Genomic DNA, 22,531 nt, shown 5'->3' on the forward strand with positions numbered 1-22,531 from the left:
TCCATGAATCACTTTATGGACTGGGCCAAAATGAGTGGAGACTGAGTTATGAGCGATCTGCCTCACATGTCAAATGACATCGAAACGTCATCGCTCAATGAGCAGCAAATTCCACGACTGGAGCTGATTAATATCAGCAAAAGCTATAACTCATTGAAAGCAAATGACAGTATTCATTTAAAAGTCCAACCTGGGCAAATTCATGCCATCCTGGGTGAAAACGGTGCTGGTAAAAGCACCTTGATGAAAATCATCTACGGCGCCACCAAAGCAGATAGCGGTCATATCGTCTGGAATGGTAAAGAGGTACAGATTGAAAGTCCGTCGATGGCCAGAAAACTGGGCATCGGCATGGTGTACCAGCATTTCTCCCTATTTGAAACCATGACCGTGGCTGAAAATATTTTATTAGGTCTGGATGAAAAAATAGATCTAAAAAGCTTATCGGCTAAAATTACCGAAGTATCAGAACAATATGGCTTGCCGGTAGATCCACGGCGTGAAGTTTTTTCTTTATCGGTTGGTGAACGACAACGGGTCGAAATTATCCGCTGTCTACTCCAAAATCCGTCCCTACTCATTTTAGATGAACCGACTTCAGTCTTAACCCCACAAGCGGTACGTCAGTTATTTAAAACTTTGCGACTGGTGGCTTCACAAGGTGTTTCAATTCTTTATATCAGCCATAAATTGCATGAAATCAAAGAACTCTGTGATGAAGCTACAATTCTGCGTAATGGCAAAGTCACCGGCTATGTACTGCCTTCTGAAAATAGTACCAGTGAACTGGCCAAATTAATGATTGGCCGGGAATTGCCGACTTATGCGCATGCTAAATATACAGGCGAACATCGCACGCTGTTCCAGGTAAAAAATCTGAATTATGAAACTGATGATCCTTTTGGCGTGTCCTTATCCAATATTCAACTCAACCTGAATTCGGGTGAAATTCTGGGCATTGCCGGTATTTCGGGTAATGGTCAATCTGAATTACTAGCTCTGCTTTCCGGTGAGCAAACGGCGAAAAAAGGCCAAGTCTTTCTATTAGATCATGACATTTCTGAACTCAGTGCAGGCCAGCGACGTGATCTAGGCTTGGGCTTTGTTCCGGAAGAGCGTTTAGGTCGGGGTGCTGTGCCGAATATGACATTGGCACAAAACACCTTACTGACTGCTTTCCGTCAGGGTTTAAACAAATGGGGCTTTATCCAGTTTGATAAAACTGTCGCTTTTGCCCAGCAATGTATCGAAAAATTCGGGGTAAAAGCAGCAGGACCACAAGCTGAAGCGCGCAGCCTTTCGGGCGGGAATTTGCAGAAATTTATTGTAGGACGTGAAATCCTGCAACAGCCTAAAGTGCTGATTATTTCCCAGCCAACCTGGGGCGTTGATGTCGGCGCATCGATGTTTATCCGTCAAACCCTGATTGATCTTTCCCGCCAAGGCGTTGCGATTTTAGTAATTTCGGAAGAGCTGGAAGAACTGTTTGAAATTAGCGACCAGATTTGTGTTCTGGCTGGTGGAAAGCTGTCTGCACCCGTTCCAGCTAAAAATACCAATGCAGAACAGATTGGCCTGCTCATGTCAGGTATTCAGGCAGATCCAGCAATATTAGCTGAGTCCGAGCCTGTCCATGAAGCACACGCGTAGAGAAGAGGTGTAAATATGCATTTATTAGAACCTAGAGAACATCCTTCTCAATTAATGAAATGGCTTTCCCCCGTGCTTGCATTACTCGCCATGCTAGTGGTGGGTAGCCTATTGTTTTTAATGCTTGGAGTGAACCCTGCTCAGGCTTTATATATCTTTTTTATCGAGCCGCTAAGCTCAATCTATAACCTGAGTGAGCTGATAATTAAAGCCAGTCCGCTGATTTTAATTGCCTTAGGTCTAGCTGTTGGGTTTCGTGCCCGTCTGTTTAATATTGGTGCCGAGGGGCAGTTGGCTATGGGGGCCATCTTTGGCGGTGGTATCGCCATCCTGTTTCATGAGCAGATCGGCTGGTGGATTTTACCGTTGATGGTGATTATGGGCGCGATTGGCGGTGCAATTTGGGGTCTGATTCCAGCACTGCTAAAAACCTATTTTAATGCACAGGAAACTTTGACGACCTTGATGATGAACTATGTCGCGTTTTTCCTGCTCATGTATCTGGTCAATGGCCCATGGCGTGATCCGGATGGTATGAATTTTCCACAATCCGTAATGTTCTCGGAAAGCGCGACCTTGCCGCTGATTATGGAAGGCACACGGATTAACGCCTCAATTTTTATCACAATCATCGCAGTGGTGCTGTTCTGGATTTTTATCCGTAAGAGCTTGATGGCCTATAAACTGGAAGTCAGTGGTCAGGCGCCTTTAGCAGCCCAATATGCAGGATTTTCAGCTAAAAAAGCCATCTGGTTAAGTTTAGGAATTTCAGGTCTGATGGCGGGGATCGCCGGAATCTGTGAAGTAGCAGGGCCAATCGGCCAGCTCAATCCGAACATTTCGCCAGGATACGGTTATGCGGCCATTATTGTGGCTTATCTCGGCCGACTAAATCCAATTGGAATCGTACTTTCAGGTTTCCTGATGGCGCTGATCTATTTAGGTGGCGAACTGGCACAAATGCAGTTGCAACTCCCAGTCGCGATTACCGGAATTTTCCAGGGCCTGCTTTTATTTTTCCTGCTGGCTTCAGATGCCCTGATTGAAAACCGCTACCGTTTTGCCAAAAAGAAAATCAAAAAAACCATGACCACTGCGCAAGTAGCCTGATCCAGACAGAAGAAGGATAACAACATGAGTATTGAATTAACCGCAATTGTTGCCGGAACTGTCGCTGCGGCAACGCCATTGATCTTTGCCGGGCTGGGTGAGCTGGTAGCAGAGCGTACCGGTGTCATCAATCTTGGGGTAGAAGGCATGATGCTGGTCGGTGCCATTGCTGGATTTGCTTTCGCTAGCCAGTATGAAGCCAGTGTCGCCAGTGCCTTATTTATGGGCGGATTGGCAGGCACATTGATGGCACTAATTTTTGCATTTTTTACTTTGTCCTTAAGTACTAACCAATCCGCCTGTGGTCTGGCACTCACTATTTTTGGGATCGGGATTTCAGCCTTTCTTGGACAGAATTATGTCAGTACCGCCTTACCGGGTCTGGAAAATCTAAAAATTCCGGGACTCGTAGATATTCCATTCATAGGACCAGTCCTGTTCCAGCAAAACTATGTAGTGTATCTGTCCATTCTTGCTTTTGTGTTGGTGTGGTGGGTACTGAGTAAAACTCGTTTAGGCCTGTTACTGAAAGCAGTAGGGGAATCTCCAGAAAGCGCACATGCCATGGGCTATAACGTGCTGGCGATTCGCTATGGTGCAGTCATGTTTGGCGGTGCAATGGCAGGTATTGGCGGTGCATTTTTATCTACGGTTTATACGCCCATGTGGGTTGAAAATATGGTTGCAGGGCGCGGCTGGATTGCAATTGCTTTAGTCGTTTTTGCTGCATGGAAACCAACACGTTTGATGTTGGGTGCATATCTATTTGGTGGTGTAACGATTTTGCAGTTTCATGCTCAAGCGCTGGGTCTAGAAGTACCGAATGAACTGTTATCGGCATTGCCATACATCGCAACCATTATTGTCTTAGTCCTCATTTCACATGACAAGAAGTTATTGAAACTCAATTTGCCAGCGTCACTTGGCAAAACCTTTAGCCCTTAATCGGACGAATTTCAGGAATTACTTTATGAAAATTATAAGCGCAGATTATGTCCTGACCATGAACTCAAACCTGGACTGTATTAAAGGTGGTGCCATCCTGATTGATGGTGTTCTCATTAAACAGGTAGGAACATTACAGGAAGTAACTCAGCAATATCCTGAAGCTGCAGTTATCCAGTATCCCAAAAGTTTATTGATGCCGGGTTTGATTAATACCCACTGCCACTCAGGCCTGCTCCGCGGTACTGCCGAAGGTTTACCAGTCTGGGACTGGCTGCAGCAGTTTATTGACCCGATGCATCGGGTAGTGACTCCGGAAGATGCCAAAATCGCCTCTTATCTCTGTTATGCAGAAGCGCTGCTATCCGGCACAACTACCATTGTGGATATGTGGCGTTATATGGAAGGTAGTGCCGAGGCTGCACAGCAACTCGGTATACGTGCAGTGCTGGTGCCATATGTGGCTGAACATCTAGATCACAACTATTTTGAAACCCTCAATAGCAATGAAGCTTTAATTCAAAAATGGCATCAAGCCGAAAATGGGCGAATTCAGGTCTGGGTTGGCTTGGAACATCTGTTTTATGCTGAAGAAAATGCATTGGCACGTATCCAGAAAATATGTCATGAATATCAGACTGGTTTTCACACGCATAGCAATGAAAGCAAGTTTGATGTCGAAGAAAACCTTCGACGTTATGGCGTGCGCCCGATCCAGACGCTGGAGCAAATGGGTATGCTGGATGTGCCTCAATGTCTGTTAGCGCATTGTGTCTGGGCTGATTCAACAGAGATCGAAATCTTAAAACACTATAATATTGGTGTCGCACATAATCCGATCTCGAATATGAAACTCGCCTCGGGGGCTGCACCCATTACGGAAATGCTTAAACACGGCATAGCAGTAGGACTGGGTACAGACGGCGAGAAAGAAAATAATAATCTGGATATGTTTGAAGAAATGAAAACTGCTTCATTATTGGCGAAGTTTTCTGGTTTAGATGCCGCAGCACTCGACTCATGGTCAGTCTGTCAGATGGCAACTCGGACAGGTGCCAAAGCCTTAGGTATGCAGGATCAGATTGGTTCGCTAGAAGCTGGAAAACTTGCCGATATGATTGCAGTAGATATTGCGACCCCAAGAATGACACCCTTGATTGATCAAGGCCCGTTATTTAATTTACATACCAATCTGGTACATGCAGTACAAGGACAGGATGTGCACATGACCATGGTGAACGGTCAGGTAGTAGTAGAAAACCGAAAACTGGTGCGTGCTGATCTACAAATCTTAATTGATCAGGTCAATCAGGCTGCTCCAGCCTTGTTCCAGCGCCGCGCGAAATGGCTCGCAGAACAGGGAAGTACGGTCAATGAGTTACAGCGCCTATAAATAGAACTCAAAATTGCCCCTAACTTTAAACAGGCTTATCTATGCTCCAGAATGGATAAAAAGGCTTCGATAAAGTTAGGCAGTCTTTTATGATGAATCTGGCCGACCTTGATCACTTCATAGGTCAGACCATCAGCCAGAAGGTTGTTACTTTCAGCTTTTAATTTCTGCAATGTTAACTGTAAGCCTTTTAACCATTCTTCAAGCGCCTTGATCGGAATATCATTTTTAAGATTTCCACCTTGCATGGCAGTTTTAAAATGACTCAAGGTCGTACTATCTTTAAAGCAGGCTTCCACCTGATGTTCAGTACTTTCAAACAGGTCATGCTTAATCACAAATAAAAATTTTCCAATCGCTGGTTTAAGCGCACTGAGATAAATATTTTTTTTATTCAGGGTATATCTTTTATTTCTGGTATTAATAAATTTTGAATTCCAGCCTTGAGATTCTAGAAAATGATCCATTTCAGCGAAGATGAGATCAGTGAATTGTTCCTCAATGCGTTCTGCGATTTCCTTCAGTTCATGACTGAGCACGATCAGGTTATTTTCCAGCTTTGAGCGCTAGGATTTTTCTTCATTATGCTGCTTGGATTGGACCAAAATGGCTTGGAAGCATTGTTCAGGCGTCATGATTTTACTCACTTGATATGCAGCCTTGATCACTTAATCATGTGACTGAATAGCTTTAATTGCAAGTAGGAAAAGAGGAGGGAGAATTGGTAAGATTTGAAAAATAAAATATATACTTTTATCGATGCAAATTATTGTTTTTAAATTTTATATTCTATATTAAATCATGTTTTATTTAGTTTTAAGCTCGAATCATTACATATTTTGTAGCGATTCAATGGAGTTATTTATAATGACTCATTTTACTTACAATTAGCTGATCAAAAGATGAAGCCAATATAAAGTGGTTAACGAGAATATTGATAGAAAGGATTAAGAAAATATACATCTATAATCAACTATAAAGAGTCAATAATTTTAATTTTTACATATATTTAAACTTTATCTAACAGATATCACTTTTTATCTTATTTAATGGTTTTAGATACCTTTATAGAACCAGATTTTTTCAATTTTCCTCGGTAACAAATTCAAGAATAGAAAGGCGATGACCATCAAGTTTCAGTATAAAAAACGCACAAAAAGACCAAATGTTTTTTATTACGCAATTTGAATTGGTAAATTTTTGTACAAAAGAACTAATGTAGAAAAAATATTTATAGGTAGCATTATTTTTATTAATATTATATTTAATTCCTCTTAAATTATTGAATTTAAAATTTAAAATTTTATTAAATTAAAATTAACAAAAGGATTAGATTAGCTAAACTTCATAACATTATTAATACTTTTCCTTCATTATTTGAAACTAAAAAATTAAATGAGTGTACTATATTTAGTAAAAACGTGATTAAGGTGAAGCATTTAATGTTTATTTCTCCCTTATCTAAGGCTGTCTATACATCTTTAGTTGGATTGCTATTGGCAAATACAACTACTCAGGCCGCTGATGCATTTAGTGCAGAAAGTCCGTGGATGTTGGGTGACTGGAATGGTCAACGTATCCAGCTTCAAGAGCAGGGCTATGATTTTAGCTTTGGATATACAGGTGAAATGGCAACTTTGCTTGACGCGAAACGCTCAAATAGCCATGGCACAGAATATACAGGTCAGTTAAACCTGGGTATTCATCTGGATCTGGAAAAAATTGCTGGCTGGCAAGACACTGAAGCACAAATTACAGTAACTCATCGCGATGGTCGCAACCTTTCGAATACTTCTGATGCGCTTACAGGACATTTAAGTTCAGTTCAGGAAGTATGGGGTCGCGGTCAAACTTGGCGTCTAACAGATTTCTGGATCAAGAAACAATTCTTGGATCAAAAACTGGATGTAAAAGTCGGGCGTTTTGGTGAAGGTGAAGACTTTAACAGTTTTGATTGTGACTTCCAGAATCTGGCATTGTGCGGTTCACAAGTGGGTAACTGGGTAGGGGATCAATGGTATAACTGGCCAGTTTCTCAATGGGCTGCGCGGGTTAAATATAACGTTACCCCGGAAGTTTATACTCAGGTAGGGGTTTATGAATACAACCCTGAAAATGCTGACAATCGTGGCAAAGGCTTTAGCCTGAGCACAGACGGATCTAAAGGCGCGATTATTCCTGCAGAAGTGGTCTGGACACCGAAACTGGGTGAGCAAAAACTGCCAGGTGAATATCGTGCCGGTTATTACTACAGCACCGCTGATGCCAAAATATTTGATGGCGTGACTCCACAAGATGAACAAACCCAAAATGGTCATCATCACGGGGGGTGGATTGTAGCTAAGCAACAGCTGACTTCACATCAAGGGGATACATCACGTGGTTTAAGCGGTTTCGTGAACGTCACTGTTCATGACTCTAAAACCAACCAAGTTAGTGATATGCAAAATATCGGTCTTGTCTACAAAGGTGCGATGGATGCCCGTCCACAGGATGAAATCGCTTTAGGTGTTGCCCGGATCAATATGAACAATGATGTATTGGGTAACCGTAGTGAAGAAGTCGATGCAGAAATCTATTACGGCATTCATGCAACTAACTGGCTAACCATCCGTCCAAACCTGCAATATGTCCATCATGTCGGCGCATATAAAGACGGTGAAAATGTCTGGGTAGGCGGAATCAAGTTTAATACGTCGTTCTAAACGGAGTTTTTAGTTGCAAATACACAATTGATTCTTCCTTTACTTTGGGGCATTGATGAACTGATACTCCAAGTATTCATGTATTTATAACTAAGAACTTAACAATATGGTGTCTATGCCGCTTAAGTGCTTAGACGTTCAAGAAATCAAAAAAAAGGTGTTCAATATGAATACTTCGTCTTCAGGTTCAGTACTGAAAACGATTCTGGCAGCTATTGCTGCCATTTTCGGTTTGGTTCTGCTATTTGGAGGAATATATCTGGCAACACTTGGTGGGTCTTGGTACTACATCATTGCCGGTCTGTTCTTCCTGGCGACAGCAGTGTTATTACAAAAACGTAAAAGCACAGCTCTTATTGTTTATGCAGTATTGGTCCTTGGTACAGTGGTATGGGGGCTTTGGGAAGTGGGTTCAGACTTCTTTGCACTGGCACCACGTCTAGATATTTTAGGCCTATTCGGTCTGGCTCTGCTGATTCCTGCAGTGACTCGCGGTTTTGGCGACAGCAAAGCGGCAAAAATGGCGCTGACTGGCTCCTTGGCAATTACGATTGCTGTCATGATTTACTCTGTATTTAATGACCCGCAAGAAATCCGTGGCGAATTAAAATCACAGCAACCTGCAGTCCATCAAGCCATTCCGGGTATTGCCGATGAAGATTGGCCTGCTTATGGTCGTACTCAGTCAGGTTTACGTTATTCTCCATTAAAACAGATTACTGCTGATAACGTAAAAGATCTGGAGTTAGCTTGGGAATTTCATACCGGTGATGTAAAAACGGATAAAGATTCTGGTGAAACTACGAATCAGGTAACCCCGATTAAAGTGGGTAATAACCTGTTTATGTGTACCACTCACCAGTACCTGATTGCACTTGATCCTGCGACGGGTAAGGAAAAATGGCGTTTTGATCCTAAGCTGAAAGCGGACAATACCTTCCAGCATTTAACTTGCCGTGGCGTATCTTATTATGATGCGAACAATACTGCAGGTTTTGAAAGCAGCCTGGCTGCGCGTTCAACTACGTCTGCCGAATGTCCTCAGAAAGTAATCTTACCAGTGAATGACGGACGTTTGGTGGCGGTCAATGCAACTACTGGTAAGGTATGTTCCGACTTTGGTAATAACGGCGAAGTCGATCTGCAAAAAGACATGCCATTCCCATATCCAGGCGGTTATAACCCGACTTCACCTCCTGTGGTGACAGGTACAACTATTATTATCGCCGGTTCAACCACAGATAACTATTCAACTGAAGAACCTTCAGGTGTCATTCGTGGTTATGATGTAAATACTGGTGAATTGCTCTGGGTATTTGATACTGGCGCAGAAGATCCAAACGCGATTCCAGCTCCTGGTCAAAAATTCGTAAATAACTCTCCAAACGCATGGGCGCCATTGGCTTATGATGCACAGCTGGATATCGTCTATGTACCAACAGGTGTAGGTACACCGGATATCTACGGTGGTCACCGTACTGAGCTAGACGAGCGTTATGCGAACTCTATGCTGGCGATTAATGCATCTACCGGTAAATTGATCTGGAACTTCCAGACTACTCACCACGACTTGTGGGATATGGATGTACCCGCTCAACCGACATTGACTGATATCAAAGACAAAAACGGGAAAATGGTTCCAGCGATCTATGTGCTGACCAAAACCGGTAATGCCTTTGTATTAGACCGTCGTACAGGTGAAGCGATCGTTCCGATTACTGAAAAACCAGTACCTCAGTCAGTAAAACGCGGTCCACAAACCAAAGGCGAATGGTATTCAAAAACTCAACCATTCTCTGACTTTAACCTGGCACCTAAAGATAAATTGACTGATAAAGACATGTGGGGTGCCACTATGTTTGACCAGTTGATGTGTCGTGTATCGTTCAAGAAATTAAACTATGACGGTATTTATACGCCACCCTCTGAAAATGGTACGTTAGTGTTCCCGGGTAACCTCGGTGTATTCGAATGGGGCGGTATGTCAGTCAACCCAGACCGTCAAATCGCATTAACCAATCCAATTGGTTTGCCATTTGTATCTCGTCTGATTCCGCAAGATCCGAACCGTAAGCAGACTGCCAAAGGTGCAGGTACTGAAGCGGGGGTACAGCCAATGTATGGCGTGCCTTATGGTGTTGAAATCAGTGCCTTCCTCTCTCCATTCGGCTTACCATGTAAGCAACCTGCATGGGGTTATGTGGCTGGTGTTGATCTGACCAATCATGAAATCGCTTGGAAACGTCGTATCGGTACGATTCGTGACAGTATGCCGGGCATTCCATTACCTCCATTTAAAATGGGTGTACCAATGTTAGGTGGTCCAATCTCGACTGCAGGTAATGTGATGTTTGTCGGTGCAACTCAAGACAATTACATCCGTGCGATCAACGTGACTAATGGTGATGAGCTGTGGAAAGGTCGTCTACCTGCAGGTGGTCAAGCGACGCCAATGACTTATGAAGCCAATGGTAAGCAGTATGTTGTGATTATGGCGGGTGGTCACGGTTCCTTCGGTACCAAAATGGGTGACTCTTTGGTTGCCTATGCACTACCTGACAATAAATAATGAAGTTTTATAGTTAAGTAAAAAAGCCTGATTCGTCAGGCTTTTTTATGCAAAATACAGGCTGTTATGACAATAAAGCTTGATTAGAAAATCATGAACCTTTAGCTCAGCTTTCCTGCAAGTATTCAGTTTGATCTTATGCAGATGCTGAGTCTTTAAAATTAATAAGACACTTTTAAAACGTTTGAACTCCCATGGCATGAGTGAATGCCATATATCAGGAATATTAGCTATGCACCTTCATACCACGCGGTTGCCGATGAAATCGACTTTATCCTGTCTGATTGCTTGTATCAGTCAAGGAATTTATGCGGAAGAACCGGTTACAGAGGTACAGCGACTGGCTCCCATTGTGGTTGAAGCAACCCGTACAGATCGTGCCATTCTGGAAACACCGGCATCTACCTATTATCTGAATCAGGAACAACAGAATAGCCTGAATGTAAATCTGTCTGAAACCTTAAAAGGTGTACCAGGTTTGCAGCTGAATAACCGCGAAAATTATGCTCAGGATTTACAGATCTCAATGCGGGGCTTCGGTGCGCGTTCGACTTTCGGTGTGCGAGGAGTACGTTTATATGTAGACGGTATTCCTGCGACTATGCCGGATGGGCAGGGGCAAACCTCGAATATTGACCTGAATAGTTTGGATCATATTGAAGTGCTGAGTGGGCCATTTTCTTCGCTATATGGTAATTCTTCTGGCGGAACCATCCTGACACAAAGCCGTGAAGGACAGGGACCTGATTCAGTCACTTTGGGATATTCGGGTGGCAGTCAGAATAAAGGCCAAACGAACCTGGTGCTACAAGGTGGTTCAGAAAATGCTTCTGAACCAAGCTATATCATCAGTTCATCTTATTTTGATACGGATGGTTTTCGTGATCATAGTGGTGCACATAAAGTACTGAACAATGCCAAGCTGACGTGGGATCTGGACGATGGCTCTAAAATTAATTGGATCAATAACTATGTCAAAATTGCAGCAGATGATCCAGGTGGTTTAACTCGAGATCAATGGCGAGAAAATCCTGAACAGGTCGCAGCGAATGTGTTGCTATATAATGCACGTAAAGAAATTGAGCAAGTGCAAACTGGCTTAACATGGAATAAACCCATCAATGAATTAAATGAAATTTATGCAATGGTCTATGCTGGTCAGCGTTCTGTAACCCAATATCAATCAACGCCTAAATGTGCTTATGTTAAGGACACAGATGTTTGTATCCCTAATACAATCCAGCTGGGTAAAAAGCATGCGGGTGGTGTCATTGATTTTGATCGTAACTTTTATGGTGCAGATATCCGTTGGATGGGTAAAGAGGTTATACATAACTTAAAATTGATTGCTGGGGTGGCGATTGATGGCATGACCGAAGACCGTAAAGGCTATCAAAACTTTGTCGGTAATACTTTAGGCGTTAAAGGTGAACTCCGTCGTAATGAAGACAATACGCTTTGGAATGCAGATCCTTATATTCAAGCATCTTATAACTTTGCGCCAGATTGGACGCTAGATGCTGGTTTGCGTTATAGCAATGTGCATTTTAAATCTGAAGATCGATACCTAAGCAATGGCGATAATTCAGGTAAAACGACTTATGAGAAATTACTGCCTTCAGTTGCATTAAGTTGGAAAATTCTTCCTGATTTAATGACTTATGCAAGCTATGCACAAGGTTTTGAAACACCAACATTTACCGAAATGGCTTATCCGGCTGATGGTAGCAACGATGTACTAAGCTTAAAAGCGGCTGAAAGTGAAACTTATGAGCTAGGATTAAAATCTGCGAATCGCTTTGGTGATATGACCTTAGCAGCATTTCAGACTCAAACCAAAAATGACATTGTTTCTGCGGGAAGTGATGGCGGGCGCTCAACGTTTCGTAATGCAGATAAAACTCTAAGAAAAGGATTAGAGCTATCTTGGAATAAAGATCTTTGGCGTGATCTAACAGCTCAAGCCAGCTATAGCTATATTGATGCAACATTTGATGCCGATATTCCAGCAATTGGTACAGTAGCTGCAGTTTCGTCAGGTAATTATATTCCTGGAATTGCTAAAAATCAGGCTTTTGTCAGTCTAGGCTGGAAACCTGAAAATGGCTTTAATGCAGGTCTTGATGTGCGTTATTCAGACCGAATTTTTGTGAATGATATTAATTCTGAAGTTGCACCAAGTTATACAGTGGCTGGGGCTAATGTAGGCTATAACTGGAATGTCAAAGATTTATCTATAAAAACGTTTGCACGCGTAGATAATCTGTTTGATAAGGATTATTCAGGTTCAGTCATTGTCAATGAAAGCAATGGTCGTTTCTATGAACCTGCAGAAGGTCGTAACTGGAGTGCTGGGTTAAGCGTGACAAAACAGTTTTAATTTAAATCTGATTTAAGCTTTCTCAATTTATTTAAGATTAATATTCACATATGAGTGTCCGCCAAGATAAGCAATAAGTGCAAATCTAAGGCGGACATTTCTATTTAAAGCTAATATATAATTCATTTCGTATAATGTATATTATGTTAAATAAAATATTATGCATATAGCCTATTTCTGTATGCAGCACTCACCAATTAGTTAATATCTCTTTTTCATCCTATTCGCGTTGAACGTAGATATTAAGATTAGTCTTAAGGTTTTCTTTATATAAATCAATTAAATATTTGCCTCATAACCTAGATGAAGCTCATCCGCAATTTTCCCTCGAATACCCCCCAGTTTTCTTTAAAAGTTTCAAATATGGTTATTTCAATATCATTAGATTTAATCCCACATAAATGACTTATATTTTTAATAAAAGCCTAAATAAATACTCTTTTGGCCTCTTCGTTCTTCCTTCAAACATTGAAACCTCGATAATGATATAAAATCTAGATCGATCCTTTGGATAAATAAAATTTCAGACTCTAAAGGTATAAATCGTTGAAAAATATTTTCCTCGGGATCACTTCGCTCTTTGATTAAAGCTTGATGGATAGCTTTATTCAATATACTTCGATTGTTTCATTTAAAGCATAAATTTTTATTTGAGACATTGTTTTCTACGCTCTTATAGTTACAGTTTTAATTATAGTGTGGGCTTTAATCTGGCTGGCATTGTTGTTCAGCATCATTCATAAAAAGTTCAATTATTTATACAAAACAACTAAATGCTGCCCTGTCTAAATTGTTAAAATTTTGGTCCTCTATAAAAAACTTGAAGATTGATAAGGACTAAAGTGAACAGACAACATAATTTACCTGAACTAAGTAAATATAGTGAGCTAAGTAGCGATGAACAAGTAGCTATTCATCAAATGCTTATCTCTTACGTACGCTCAGATCACTTTTATAATATTATCTTGACTCACAATGTTGAACCTTATGACTTGGTTAAGCTTGTAAGTATTAGTTTTGAGAATAGAGACGCAGCTATCTGGGTTCATTTTGAAACAATAACTGCTGAAAGACTAACTATGCCTCTCGATTTTATTTCAAGAATAGAAATATGTAATCAGGAAATATTTTAAATACTGAGACTTGAAGTGCTGAAATTTATTTAAGTTGTCTCGGAATTTTAAATCCATTAGAAATAGAGATGGTTAACCATCTCTATTTTTTTAAACTGAAAATTTAATTATTTTATAAATTTCAAAAACTTAAAATTATAAATATAACATATAATATAGCAATTTCTTTAAATTAACATATCACATGTTACATCTTAATCTGACTAAGCCATCACCTGAGCTTTGTATAAATCATCTTCGTGCTGTCTGAGTAATTCTATAAAAGCAGGAATAGTGTCTGGTTCCAGGAGATAAGGATTAAATCCATCATGATGATTCTTGATAAAGAACTCAATGAGATCATTATGGACATTGGCATACTTCATGTGCCAACTGGAAAAAAGATATGAGTCGATTATTTCATAAGAGAGAATTTCACAGTTCTTATGGCGTGGATCTTTGACTATTCGATTGTAGAAAAGGTCTTTTACATCTTCTTCAGTACCTTCCAGACACTGGACAAAATAATTATTACCAAAATAGAGTGCGCCATAAATTTTGTGTAACTCATTAAATTCTAAGGCTTCTGTTAAAATATTATAAAGTTCAGAAGTAGAGTATCTCTCATCTTTGAACTTACTTACATATGAAAGCCTTACATCATTCATAATAAAAATTTCCTCCTGCTTAAAAAAGATCCATACGAAAATATAAAAATTTGAACGAATGGTCAATAAAAATGTAATGACAAGGTAATTTAATGGTCAAATTACATACTTCTTATTATTACTGTTTTTATATAGCTATTTGATCTTTTAAATCAGGATTCATGACAAGGTTCTCTTTTCGTAAAGAACCTTGTGTTATTGAATTACAGGTCAGTTTATTTTTCTTGCTTTTCTATATGTACTGTTGCTGTTCGCCCTGCAACGAAGGCAAGTTCATTCTTTGGTAACTCATCCAGAATAATCTTAACAGGGACACGTTGGGCTAAACGCACCCAGCTAAAAGTTGGATTCACATTCGCTAAAAGTCCTGAACCAGCAGTACGCTCACGATCTTCAATCCCCGAGGCAATACCTTGCACATGGCCTTTAAGTTTTTGCGAATCACCCATCAGCTGAATTGTAGCTGGTGCTCCCACGTAAATTTTATCCAGTTTGGTTTCTTCAAAATAACCCACTACATAGAGCTGCTTGCGATCTAGTAATGCGGCAACTGCTTGGCCAACTTTGACATAGTTCCCTTCTTTTAATTCAAAATTTGATAATGTCCCATTTGCCGGGGCAACAACTTCTGAACGATGTAAATTAAGTTGCGCGAGATTGAGGTTATTCTCGGCGACTTGTATTAATGCTTTTTGCTGTTCGATATTCGCTTTGGCCTGTTCGATTGCAGCTAAAGACTGCTCATGCTCGGCATGTGATTCATCTCGTGCAGCAAAAATTTGATCCTGTTCCTGTTTTGAAATAGCACCATCCATTAAGCTTGAATAACGACTTGCATTCTTGTCTGCCAGATGAATATTTGCTTGGGATTTCACGACATTGGCTTTAGCATTCACCAGTTCAGCCTCAGCTTGCGCTAGACCTGCTTTTGCTTTCGCAAGATCCGCACGAGCTTCTTGAACATCCAGTTCTTGACGTTCAACATCAATTTTAAATAAAGGCTGCCCTTTCTTGATGGTCTGGTTATCCTGCACCAGGACTTCTGTGACCAGGCCTGAAATATCTGATGACACCTGAATTACATCACCACGTACACGCCCGTCCCTCGTCCATGGCTCAGAATTATAATAATTCCAGATATGTCGAATCACTAAAATGGCGAGAACAGCCACTACCGTCAAAAGTACAGGTCGCAAATATTTGCGTAAATTGACAGATGTCATATACGGTTTTCCTCAATCATTTTAATATCAGACCTCATAGTAATAAGCCTGCCCAATGGACGGCGCCCAGCAAAAGTACGTAAGTGCATAAATAGAAAATATTCGGCATGATGATCCAGTCATTTGCGACTAGTCTGTCTAGCCACTTCATCAAGATTCTGAGCAGTACATAGGCAATCACAGCTTGAATCAATAAAATCGGCACATACACACCATAGATATTCAGCTCTCCCATGTATTAATCTCCTGCGCCTGCATATCTTGGCGGTGTCTTGATATGACATAAGCTGCTACGAATATTGTTGAGTGAAATATGCAGCCGTTCTACAACATCTGTATGTTCCTGCATGATGAGATCTGCTTCCAAAGCCTGTATTTTGTTAATTAACTGTGTGAAGGCAGCATCATAATTTTGTCCAATTTCTTTGGCACGAAAATATTCATCCAGCTGTATTTGAAGATCTTCGAGTTGCTGGGTCAAAGGCTGCTGTTCAGGTAACTTGAGTATGAGTTCTTGTAACCGTGCCAGATCCACGACGGCGCTGGATTCAATGAGTGCCTGATTGATTTTATTTTTCAGATCTTCAGATTCTACTGTTTTAGTATTTAATACCCCGATGCGGTCAATCATCGTACGTAAATGAATACGGAACCGTACCCCATAAGGAATATACAGTGCCTGACGAATGGCTCGGTTATGAATGGCCAAAATGCGCTGTACGGTTATATCTGGAGACATTGCACGGATCATATGGATAATAAATACAGCGATGATTGGCCCAATCACTGTACCAATCGCTGCATCGAAGAAAGAAATTTGATCGAGTGTATAACGGTTATGAAAATTCAGCCCCATGATCGTACCCATCAACAAAGGCAAACCAATTCCAACCAAGGGTGGATGCAAAAAAAGCATCAGGCAATATATGCAGAATGGTGCAAGTACAAGTGCTAACTGCCAGAACTCTATAATATTTGGAAAAATTCCATAGGCATATATGAAGATCACGATCGAAGCATATAAGCTACTACGAATAAACAGCTTTAATGCAGGCACCGGATTATCCAGCGCTGTTAATATACATGCACTAATTGCAGCCATTTCAGCCAGCATAAATCCAGCTTTCCAGCCGCTTAAGATCCAAAAGGCAGTAGCAATAAAAACAGTGAGACATGCAGAAACCCCGCCCCGCACTGCTACACCATGATCACGATGCAGAGTTGGATAGTTTGTAGTAAGTGGAACAATCATTTCAGGCAGTGAAGTATCCCCTTGTTGGATTCGCTGCCAGATCAACTTAATTGCATGGATATTCTGAATGAAATGGCGGATATCCATTTTCAAGCTTTTCAATATCACAATTTGATCATCTTTTGAATGTTCAAAAATTTTCAGGAAATCTGTTTCAAAATCAGCAGGAAGCTGATTCAGTTCAGACTCTTTTAATGCATGTTCATCAGTTAGATATGTATTAATTTTGGAATGTAAATCTGCTAATGACTGGCGATATCCTGTATCAATGAAGTCTAACTGTTGCATGCGTTCTGACATTGCCACCAAATTACTCACCAGCATTGTGATCTGGTTCAGCATTTCCTGCAGTGGTTTGGTCATTCCCTGTAGAGCCGACTTTTCATAGCTTAAATGCACAGCCATGACATGAATATCTGCAATATCTGCAGCCAATTGACTCAAAGCTTTTGTGTAGTTCTGGTCTTGACGTGGTTCTAATAGAATTTTATTAAAAATCTGCTGAGTATCCGCTAAGGTTTTACTGACACGACTTTTCACTGCGGGGCCAATATGCATTGGAAATATCGTCGTTGTCACAATCGCGCTGCAAACGACGCCAATGGTAATTTCCAGAAAACGCCCTACCGCCATGTCAAATAATGAAGCAGTATCAATAAAGTAAATGATATTAAAGCATATGATGACTGTCGTATATCCAGCCAGCATCAGTATATAACTGCGCGGTGTACGATCAAGCAGAGAGAAATATAAGCAGAGGCCAACCCAGCAGGATAAAAACAGCGTAAACAACCACGGTGTATTGATTAGCCAAGGAGTAACTGCAACTGCCACAATTGCGCCTAATAAAGTACCTAGTACACGATAGATACTTTTTGAAGCGGTCATACCCGTATAAGGATTGGCAATAACGAAAACTGTGCCAATAGCCCAAATCGGATAAGCAAGATCCAAAATCAACGCAACGTAGAGCGCCAAAATACCAGCCACAAACGTTTTAGTCGCAAAAATCCAGTCCATTTTATTTGGACGAAATGCGAGTAAAGATTTTATAAGCAGCATGGTTTCTCTCTAAGAGCTTATTTTATTTTCTAAAGTAAATAACCTGCCCACCAAGCCCAAAGAGCTCAGTGACAAAATTTTTACTTGTTGAAAGGCTATAAAATTAGAATATTCAGCTGATTAAACTGAAACTGTCTGATGAAAATATAAAAAGCAAAAGATAACACTTTGCTTAATTATTCATCATTGGATATTTATGTAATTAATTTTTTCAAATAAACGCTTTATTGTCAATAAAAATATCTCTATATGAGAATAAGTATGATTTTTTTATCATTGCATAGGCCGTTATGCTGAATATTTATCTCTTTTCTTCCTATATCCTCATGATTCGAGAATTTAAGATAAATAATTGCCTCTACTACCCTCTTTTAAGCTAAAGTGAGTCATCATCTTTTTCAATGGTCAGCATTTCAGGTTTTTTATGGCGCAAGCAAGTTTTGGAAAAATTCTTACGGTTCTCGATCTATTTTCATTATCACGTTCAGTGATTAATGTAGATATCATCAGTGAAGAATTAAACCTCTCCAAACCTACCAGTTATCGCTATTTAAAAGAATTGGTATCGGCTGAATTATTACAGCGCATCAGTGGCACATCCGGTGACTACACCTTGGGTTCAAAAATTGCTGTTCTGGATTATATTTCAAGAAAAACTGATCCTTTGGTACAGATCAGCATTCCCTTTATGCAGGAAATCGTCGAACGGACTGAGTTCTCTTGTATATTGACTCATCTCAATTATGATTCTTGTATCGACTTACATGACGAAGTCTTTAAAAATGCACATCTGCTTTCATTCGGGCGTGGTTGTCCACGTCCTGTCTATGTAGGCTCATCGTCAAAAGTCATCATGGCACATTTACCGAAACAAGCGTTGCTTGACTATTACCAACGTTATGCAGATGCATTTGCAGAAGTGGGATTTGTACAGAATGAAACCGCTTTTATGGAACAAATGAGAAAGATCAAAAAACAGGGGTATTATTATTCTAGTGGTGAACTTGATCCTCAAGTTGCCGGTTTGTCTGTGCCAGTTAAATTCTCTCTTAAAGAGCCACCTTTAGCGCTTACTTTATTAGCTTCAAAAAATAGATTTGATTTTGTAAATCTAGAAAAGTTAGTACAAATTCTTCAGGAGAAAGCACAGATTATTGAAAATAAGTTCCTCCACCATCCTGAAAGTACAACAGATATTCGTAATAATTTAACCAAATAAAATTTAAATTATGTTTGAAAAACTATTCATATTCTCATAATATGATTATCAGTCTTTAAGCCATAGCATTCTTACTGAATTAAATGGCGAGAAGATTCCTCAGAGGTAAAAAAGCCTATTTCGAATGAGATAGGCTTTTTTATTTTAATTTTGGATTTATAACAATAATGCGGATACATTTAAGGAAAGTTAAGAATTTTACAATTGCGATGTGTAGATAAAATCTAAAGTTAGAAATTTGAAATCGTATAAATTCATCCATTTTATGCTTTTAATTTTAGCTCTGCTTTAGAATCCTTCTTGATCAAAAACGAGATAACTAAGAAGCCCATTAAGCTTCCTATAATTGAATCATAAAATCTTTATAGCTTAAGAATATTATCCCAGTACGGCGGATCTCCAATTTCTTTTAAAATAAAATCAAGCACAGTTCTAACCTTTTGCGAACGAATTCTGTTTTCAGGAGAAACCAGATGAATCCCTATAGAATAAGGCTCTACTGTACTGATCCAGTCAGGAAGAAGTTGAACAAGTTTATGTGTTTTGAAATAGTCTTCCATAAAAATCCAGGTTGGAAATAATACAATCCCCCGTCCTTCCAATGCCGCATCTACCAGGACTTCTGCATTATTGCTTCTTAAAGGTCCTTGTGGCTCAATTAAAATCGGAGTGTCATGCTCCTGTTGACGGAAATACCAACTTTGACTGCCTGAAACGCCCTTATACACTAGACATTGATGATTCTGAATCTCGTGTGGGGAATGTGGAGTTCCATACTTTCCAAGATATGCAGGACTCGCACACAGCACATATTGTTGATCACAGACCTTGCGTGCAATTAATGCCGAATCTTGTAATGAGCCAATCCGTATGGCAATGTCTACACCTTCTTGTACAGGATCAATAAAAGTATCCGTCAAGATCAGCTCGACTGAAAGATCTGGTAAGCTATCATGCAAGTTATTCACTATACGCGATATATGTAGCCTTCCCAGCGCAACCGCCGTATTGATGCGAATTAATCCTCTGATCGCATTTCTACCAGAAATTTCTTCATTGGCCAGATCTAGCGTATCAAGCACTTCCTTAATTTGCACAAAGTACTTTTCTCCTATGTCAGTCAGCCGGACAGAGCGTGTATTACGATAAAAAAGTTGCTGTCCAATTTCCTGTTCAAGTTTGGAAATAAAACGAGATACTGAGGAAGATGGAACCTGAAAATGCTTTGCTGTGGCTGAAAAACTGCCTGTGGTTGCTACCATCACAAAATAGCGTAATGCATTGAGTTGCATACCTGATCTATCCCTGAATTTAATTTAATCATTTTATTATTGTCATAATAGCAATTATGTTTTGAAAAATTACGGAATTGTAGCTTTTAGATAAGAGAATATAATTCGGTGCTTTCTTCCTTTGGAAAGCATATATGAAACAGTTGTGGATTTTCCCATTAGTCGTTCTTGCAGGTATGGGGTTATCTGTTGAAGCGGGTTTACTGGGTCCACTCGGGGAAGAAATTGGCCATTTCTGGGCCACCTTGGGAATTTTCGCGATCGGTTCACTGCTCTTAACTTTCGGACTGATCTTTAGCCGTCCAAAACTTTCTCTCATGTTCAAGCAGCCACGGTGGCAACTGACTGGTGGCATATTAGGCCCTATATATGTAGTAGCTTTAACTATAGCAACACCTCATATTGGCGTTGGCCTCACCATGGTGGGCATCCTTTTTGGCCAGGTTGCGACCAGTCTTATTATTGATCACTGGGGTTTGTTAGGTAGTCATAAACGGGCTGTAGATAAATATCGTATTGGCGCGCTGGTGGCTATTTTAGCTGCATTATGGCTTATTCAATAAGGAAGCTTCTCCATGATTTATATAATGTTATTAGTCGTTATTTTTGGCGGAGCAGTTTTATGTGCTCAATCTTCAATTAATGGTCGTCTAGGTGCTAAAGTAGGCGTATTAGAAAGTTCTTGGCTGACCTTTGTTTTAGGTGCTTTAGTCAGTTTTCTAATTGCTTTCTTTCTTGAACCAAACCATGAGTTGAATTTATTCACCGCACCAAGATGGCAGCTAACAGGCGCATTTTTTGGCGTAGCCTATATGCTTACAATTGTATTTGCCATGCCTAGACTAGGCGCTGCTGCCACCACTGTCGCCGTCATTAGTGGACAGTTATTAATGAGTCTGCTTATCGACCATTTCGGATGGTTGAATAATCCGGTGATTCATTTAGATGGTTCCAGACTAGCAGCAATTGCTCTATTAGCCGTTGCACTATTTTTTATCTATAAAAGTAATATTGCAGCCAAAGCACAAGCTGAAAATTAAGAGGCTGTGAAAGGAAAGAGATTTTAGGTTTTAAAATCTCTTTTTTTTATGGGTCATAAAGTTATGAGGCAACACCTTAAAAATAGTCAAAATAAAAATGTCGATAAAAGCAGCTGATATCTTTTGCTTTATGCCATTGTGAGGAATCTAAGGGTAATATTAGGCATAGTTCATAAGTCATTTCATTTAAGCATGCATAATCAATTTTCAGGCAATAAACAAATTCGTGTAGTTTCAAACTTTTCTGAACTTGTTAATTCGCATTTTAAGGATGAGATGAATGCGATTTGCTGGTCTAGAAATTTAGCGGGCAATTTTGCCGAGATCGTGAATAAGCTTCATTTAGAGGAAAATATGACCGAAGTTTCAATTGATGATCTGATGACACTCCAGCTTTCAGAAAGCGGTCATCTGGCAAGAGAGATTATCTTAAAAGATATACAGCGACTAACTGACTACGGCGCTTCCCCTTCACTCAATCTGCTCAAATGCTATGAACGGGATAATGAGCTTGATTTTATTACTACAGATGTCTATTCATTTCATGTCGATCGCTCACCGATTGAAACAGATACTTTCTTATGTACCTATCATGGCGCTGCAAGCGATATCTTGCCCACTGATCAGGTGGAACAAAAGATTCTGATTCCAGAAATCAGGGCAAAGCTGAAAGAATTATATGATGGCCCAGAAGCCGGATTTGAAGATTTTCTGGAAGAATATTTCTTTGATCTGCATTATCAACCTAAGCCTGATGCCAAACCTGTCAATTTAGGTCAAGGCCATCTTTGGCGATTGGCAGTAGATCATCCCACCCAACAGGCTCTACCATGTGTACATCGGGCTCCAGTTGAAAATGAGGGTGAATACCGATTGCTTTTGATTTGTTAAATTCGATACAAATCTTAAAA

General features: G+C 40.2%; 18 protein-coding genes and 1 pseudogene. 12 read left to right on the forward strand and 7 right to left on the reverse strand.

Annotated elements, in window-relative coordinates; genetic code table 11:
- Positions 1–48 precede the first annotated feature (48 nt).
- Genes ACWM1W_RS07400 through ACWM1W_RS07415 form a run of 4 tightly spaced genes read left to right on the forward strand, consistent with a single transcriptional unit; the run spans position 49 to position 5,098 of the window.
- Entirely contained in the window at positions 49–1,650 is a 1,602-nt protein-coding gene (locus ACWM1W_RS07400; protein ID WP_004785825.1) for an ABC transporter ATP-binding protein, read from the forward strand.
- Positions 1,651–1,665: 15 nt separating this feature from the next.
- A complete protein-coding gene (locus tag ACWM1W_RS07405; protein ID WP_375725439.1) occupies positions 1,666–2,760 on the forward strand; it encodes an ABC transporter permease in 1,095 nt (364 codons plus the stop codon).
- A gap of 24 nt (positions 2,761–2,784) precedes the next feature.
- Positions 2,785–3,705, forward strand: a complete 921-nt coding sequence (locus tag ACWM1W_RS07410; protein WP_286964232.1) for an ABC transporter permease — start codon at positions 2,785–2,787, stop codon at positions 3,703–3,705.
- A gap of 25 nt (positions 3,706–3,730) precedes the next feature.
- Positions 3,731–5,098, forward strand: coding sequence for an amidohydrolase family protein (locus ACWM1W_RS07415; RefSeq protein WP_005235624.1), 1,368 nt, complete (start codon positions 3,731–3,733; stop codon positions 5,096–5,098).
- Positions 5,099–5,133: 35 nt separating this feature from the next.
- Here ACWM1W_RS07415 and ACWM1W_RS07420 read toward each other — a convergent pair whose 3' ends face one another.
- Positions 5,134–5,637, reverse strand: a complete 504-nt coding sequence (locus tag ACWM1W_RS07420) for a hypothetical protein (protein ID WP_005235625.1) — start codon at positions 5,635–5,637, stop codon at positions 5,134–5,136.
- Positions 5,638–6,540: 903 nt separating this feature from the next.
- On the opposite strand from ACWM1W_RS07420, the gene ACWM1W_RS07425 reads away from it, so the two are divergent.
- The 3 genes from ACWM1W_RS07425 (at position 6,541) to ACWM1W_RS07435 (ending at position 12,752) form a co-directional block, all read left to right on the forward strand.
- The gene (locus tag ACWM1W_RS07425; RefSeq protein ID WP_286964235.1) at positions 6,541–7,803 is read left to right on the forward strand and encodes a carbohydrate porin; all 1,263 of its coding nucleotides are present in this window, start codon (positions 6,541–6,543) and stop codon (positions 7,801–7,803) included.
- 166 nt (positions 7,804–7,969) lie between these two features.
- Positions 7,970–10,372 carry a glucose/quinate/shikimate family membrane-bound PQQ-dependent dehydrogenase gene (locus tag ACWM1W_RS07430; RefSeq protein WP_005235630.1) on the forward strand — a complete coding sequence of 801 codons (2,403 nt, stop codon included), beginning with the start codon at positions 7,970–7,972 and terminating at the stop codon, positions 10,370–10,372.
- 232 nt (positions 10,373–10,604) lie between these two features.
- Positions 10,605–12,752 (forward strand): TonB-dependent receptor family protein, encoded by a 2,148-nt coding sequence (locus ACWM1W_RS07435; RefSeq protein WP_448765091.1) that lies wholly within the window; start codon positions 10,605–10,607, stop codon positions 12,750–12,752.
- 279 nt (positions 12,753–13,031) lie between these two features.
- On the opposite strand, the pseudogene ACWM1W_RS07440 reads toward ACWM1W_RS07435, so the two are convergent.
- A pseudogene (locus ACWM1W_RS07440) lies at positions 13,032–13,411 on the reverse strand (tautomerase family protein).
- A gap of 183 nt (positions 13,412–13,594) precedes the next feature.
- On the opposite strand from ACWM1W_RS07440, the gene ACWM1W_RS07445 reads away from it, so the two are divergent.
- Complete coding sequence (locus tag ACWM1W_RS07445; RefSeq protein WP_375725441.1) at positions 13,595–13,885, forward strand: hypothetical protein; 291 nt, start codon at positions 13,595–13,597, stop codon at positions 13,883–13,885.
- A 203-nt stretch (positions 13,886–14,088) separates the two neighbouring features.
- Here ACWM1W_RS07445 and ACWM1W_RS07450 read toward each other — a convergent pair whose 3' ends face one another.
- The 4 genes from ACWM1W_RS07450 to ACWM1W_RS07465 form a co-directional block, all read right to left on the reverse strand.
- On the reverse strand, positions 14,089–14,532 hold the full coding sequence (locus ACWM1W_RS07450; protein WP_375725442.1) for a BLUF domain-containing protein: 444 nt from the start codon (positions 14,530–14,532) through the stop codon (positions 14,089–14,091).
- A gap of 215 nt (positions 14,533–14,747) precedes the next feature.
- The gene (locus ACWM1W_RS07455; RefSeq protein WP_004785789.1) at positions 14,748–15,755 is read right to left on the reverse strand and encodes an HlyD family secretion protein; all 1,008 of its coding nucleotides are present in this window, start codon (positions 15,753–15,755) and stop codon (positions 14,748–14,750) included.
- Between the two features lie 34 nt (positions 15,756–15,789).
- The gene (locus ACWM1W_RS07460) at positions 15,790–15,990 is read right to left on the reverse strand and encodes a DUF1656 domain-containing protein (RefSeq protein ID WP_005235637.1); all 201 of its coding nucleotides are present in this window, start codon (positions 15,988–15,990) and stop codon (positions 15,790–15,792) included.
- Between the two features lie 3 nt (positions 15,991–15,993).
- Positions 15,994–18,069, reverse strand: coding sequence for an FUSC family protein (locus tag ACWM1W_RS07465; RefSeq protein WP_375725443.1), 2,076 nt, complete (start codon positions 18,067–18,069; stop codon positions 15,994–15,996).
- Positions 18,070–18,493: 424 nt separating this feature from the next.
- Between ACWM1W_RS07465 and ACWM1W_RS07470 the strand changes: the two genes are divergently transcribed.
- Positions 18,494–19,288 carry an IclR family transcriptional regulator gene (locus ACWM1W_RS07470; RefSeq protein ID WP_375725444.1) on the forward strand — a complete coding sequence of 265 codons (795 nt, stop codon included), beginning with the start codon at positions 18,494–18,496 and terminating at the stop codon, positions 19,286–19,288.
- 362 nt (positions 19,289–19,650) lie between these two features.
- On the opposite strand, the gene ACWM1W_RS07475 is transcribed toward ACWM1W_RS07470, so the two are convergent.
- Positions 19,651–20,580: a LysR family transcriptional regulator gene (locus tag ACWM1W_RS07475; RefSeq protein WP_375725445.1), complete on the reverse strand. Its 930-nt coding sequence runs from the start codon at positions 20,578–20,580 to the stop codon at positions 19,651–19,653.
- Between the two features lie 134 nt (positions 20,581–20,714).
- Between ACWM1W_RS07475 and ACWM1W_RS07480 the strand changes: the two genes are divergently transcribed.
- The 3 genes from ACWM1W_RS07480 (at position 20,715) to ACWM1W_RS07490 (ending at position 22,511) form a co-directional block, all read left to right on the forward strand.
- The gene (locus tag ACWM1W_RS07480) at positions 20,715–21,143 is read left to right on the forward strand and encodes a DMT family transporter (RefSeq protein WP_004785781.1); all 429 of its coding nucleotides are present in this window, start codon (positions 20,715–20,717) and stop codon (positions 21,141–21,143) included.
- Between the two features lie 12 nt (positions 21,144–21,155).
- Complete coding sequence (locus ACWM1W_RS07485) at positions 21,156–21,620, forward strand: DMT family transporter (RefSeq protein WP_005235646.1); 465 nt, start codon at positions 21,156–21,158, stop codon at positions 21,618–21,620.
- A 192-nt stretch (positions 21,621–21,812) separates the two neighbouring features.
- Complete coding sequence (locus ACWM1W_RS07490; RefSeq protein ID WP_375725446.1) at positions 21,813–22,511, forward strand: DUF1826 domain-containing protein; 699 nt, start codon at positions 21,813–21,815, stop codon at positions 22,509–22,511.
- Positions 22,512–22,531: the final 20 nt, after the last annotated feature.

The sequence above is a fragment of the Acinetobacter sp. TW_SC_4 genome (assembly GCF_054861205.1).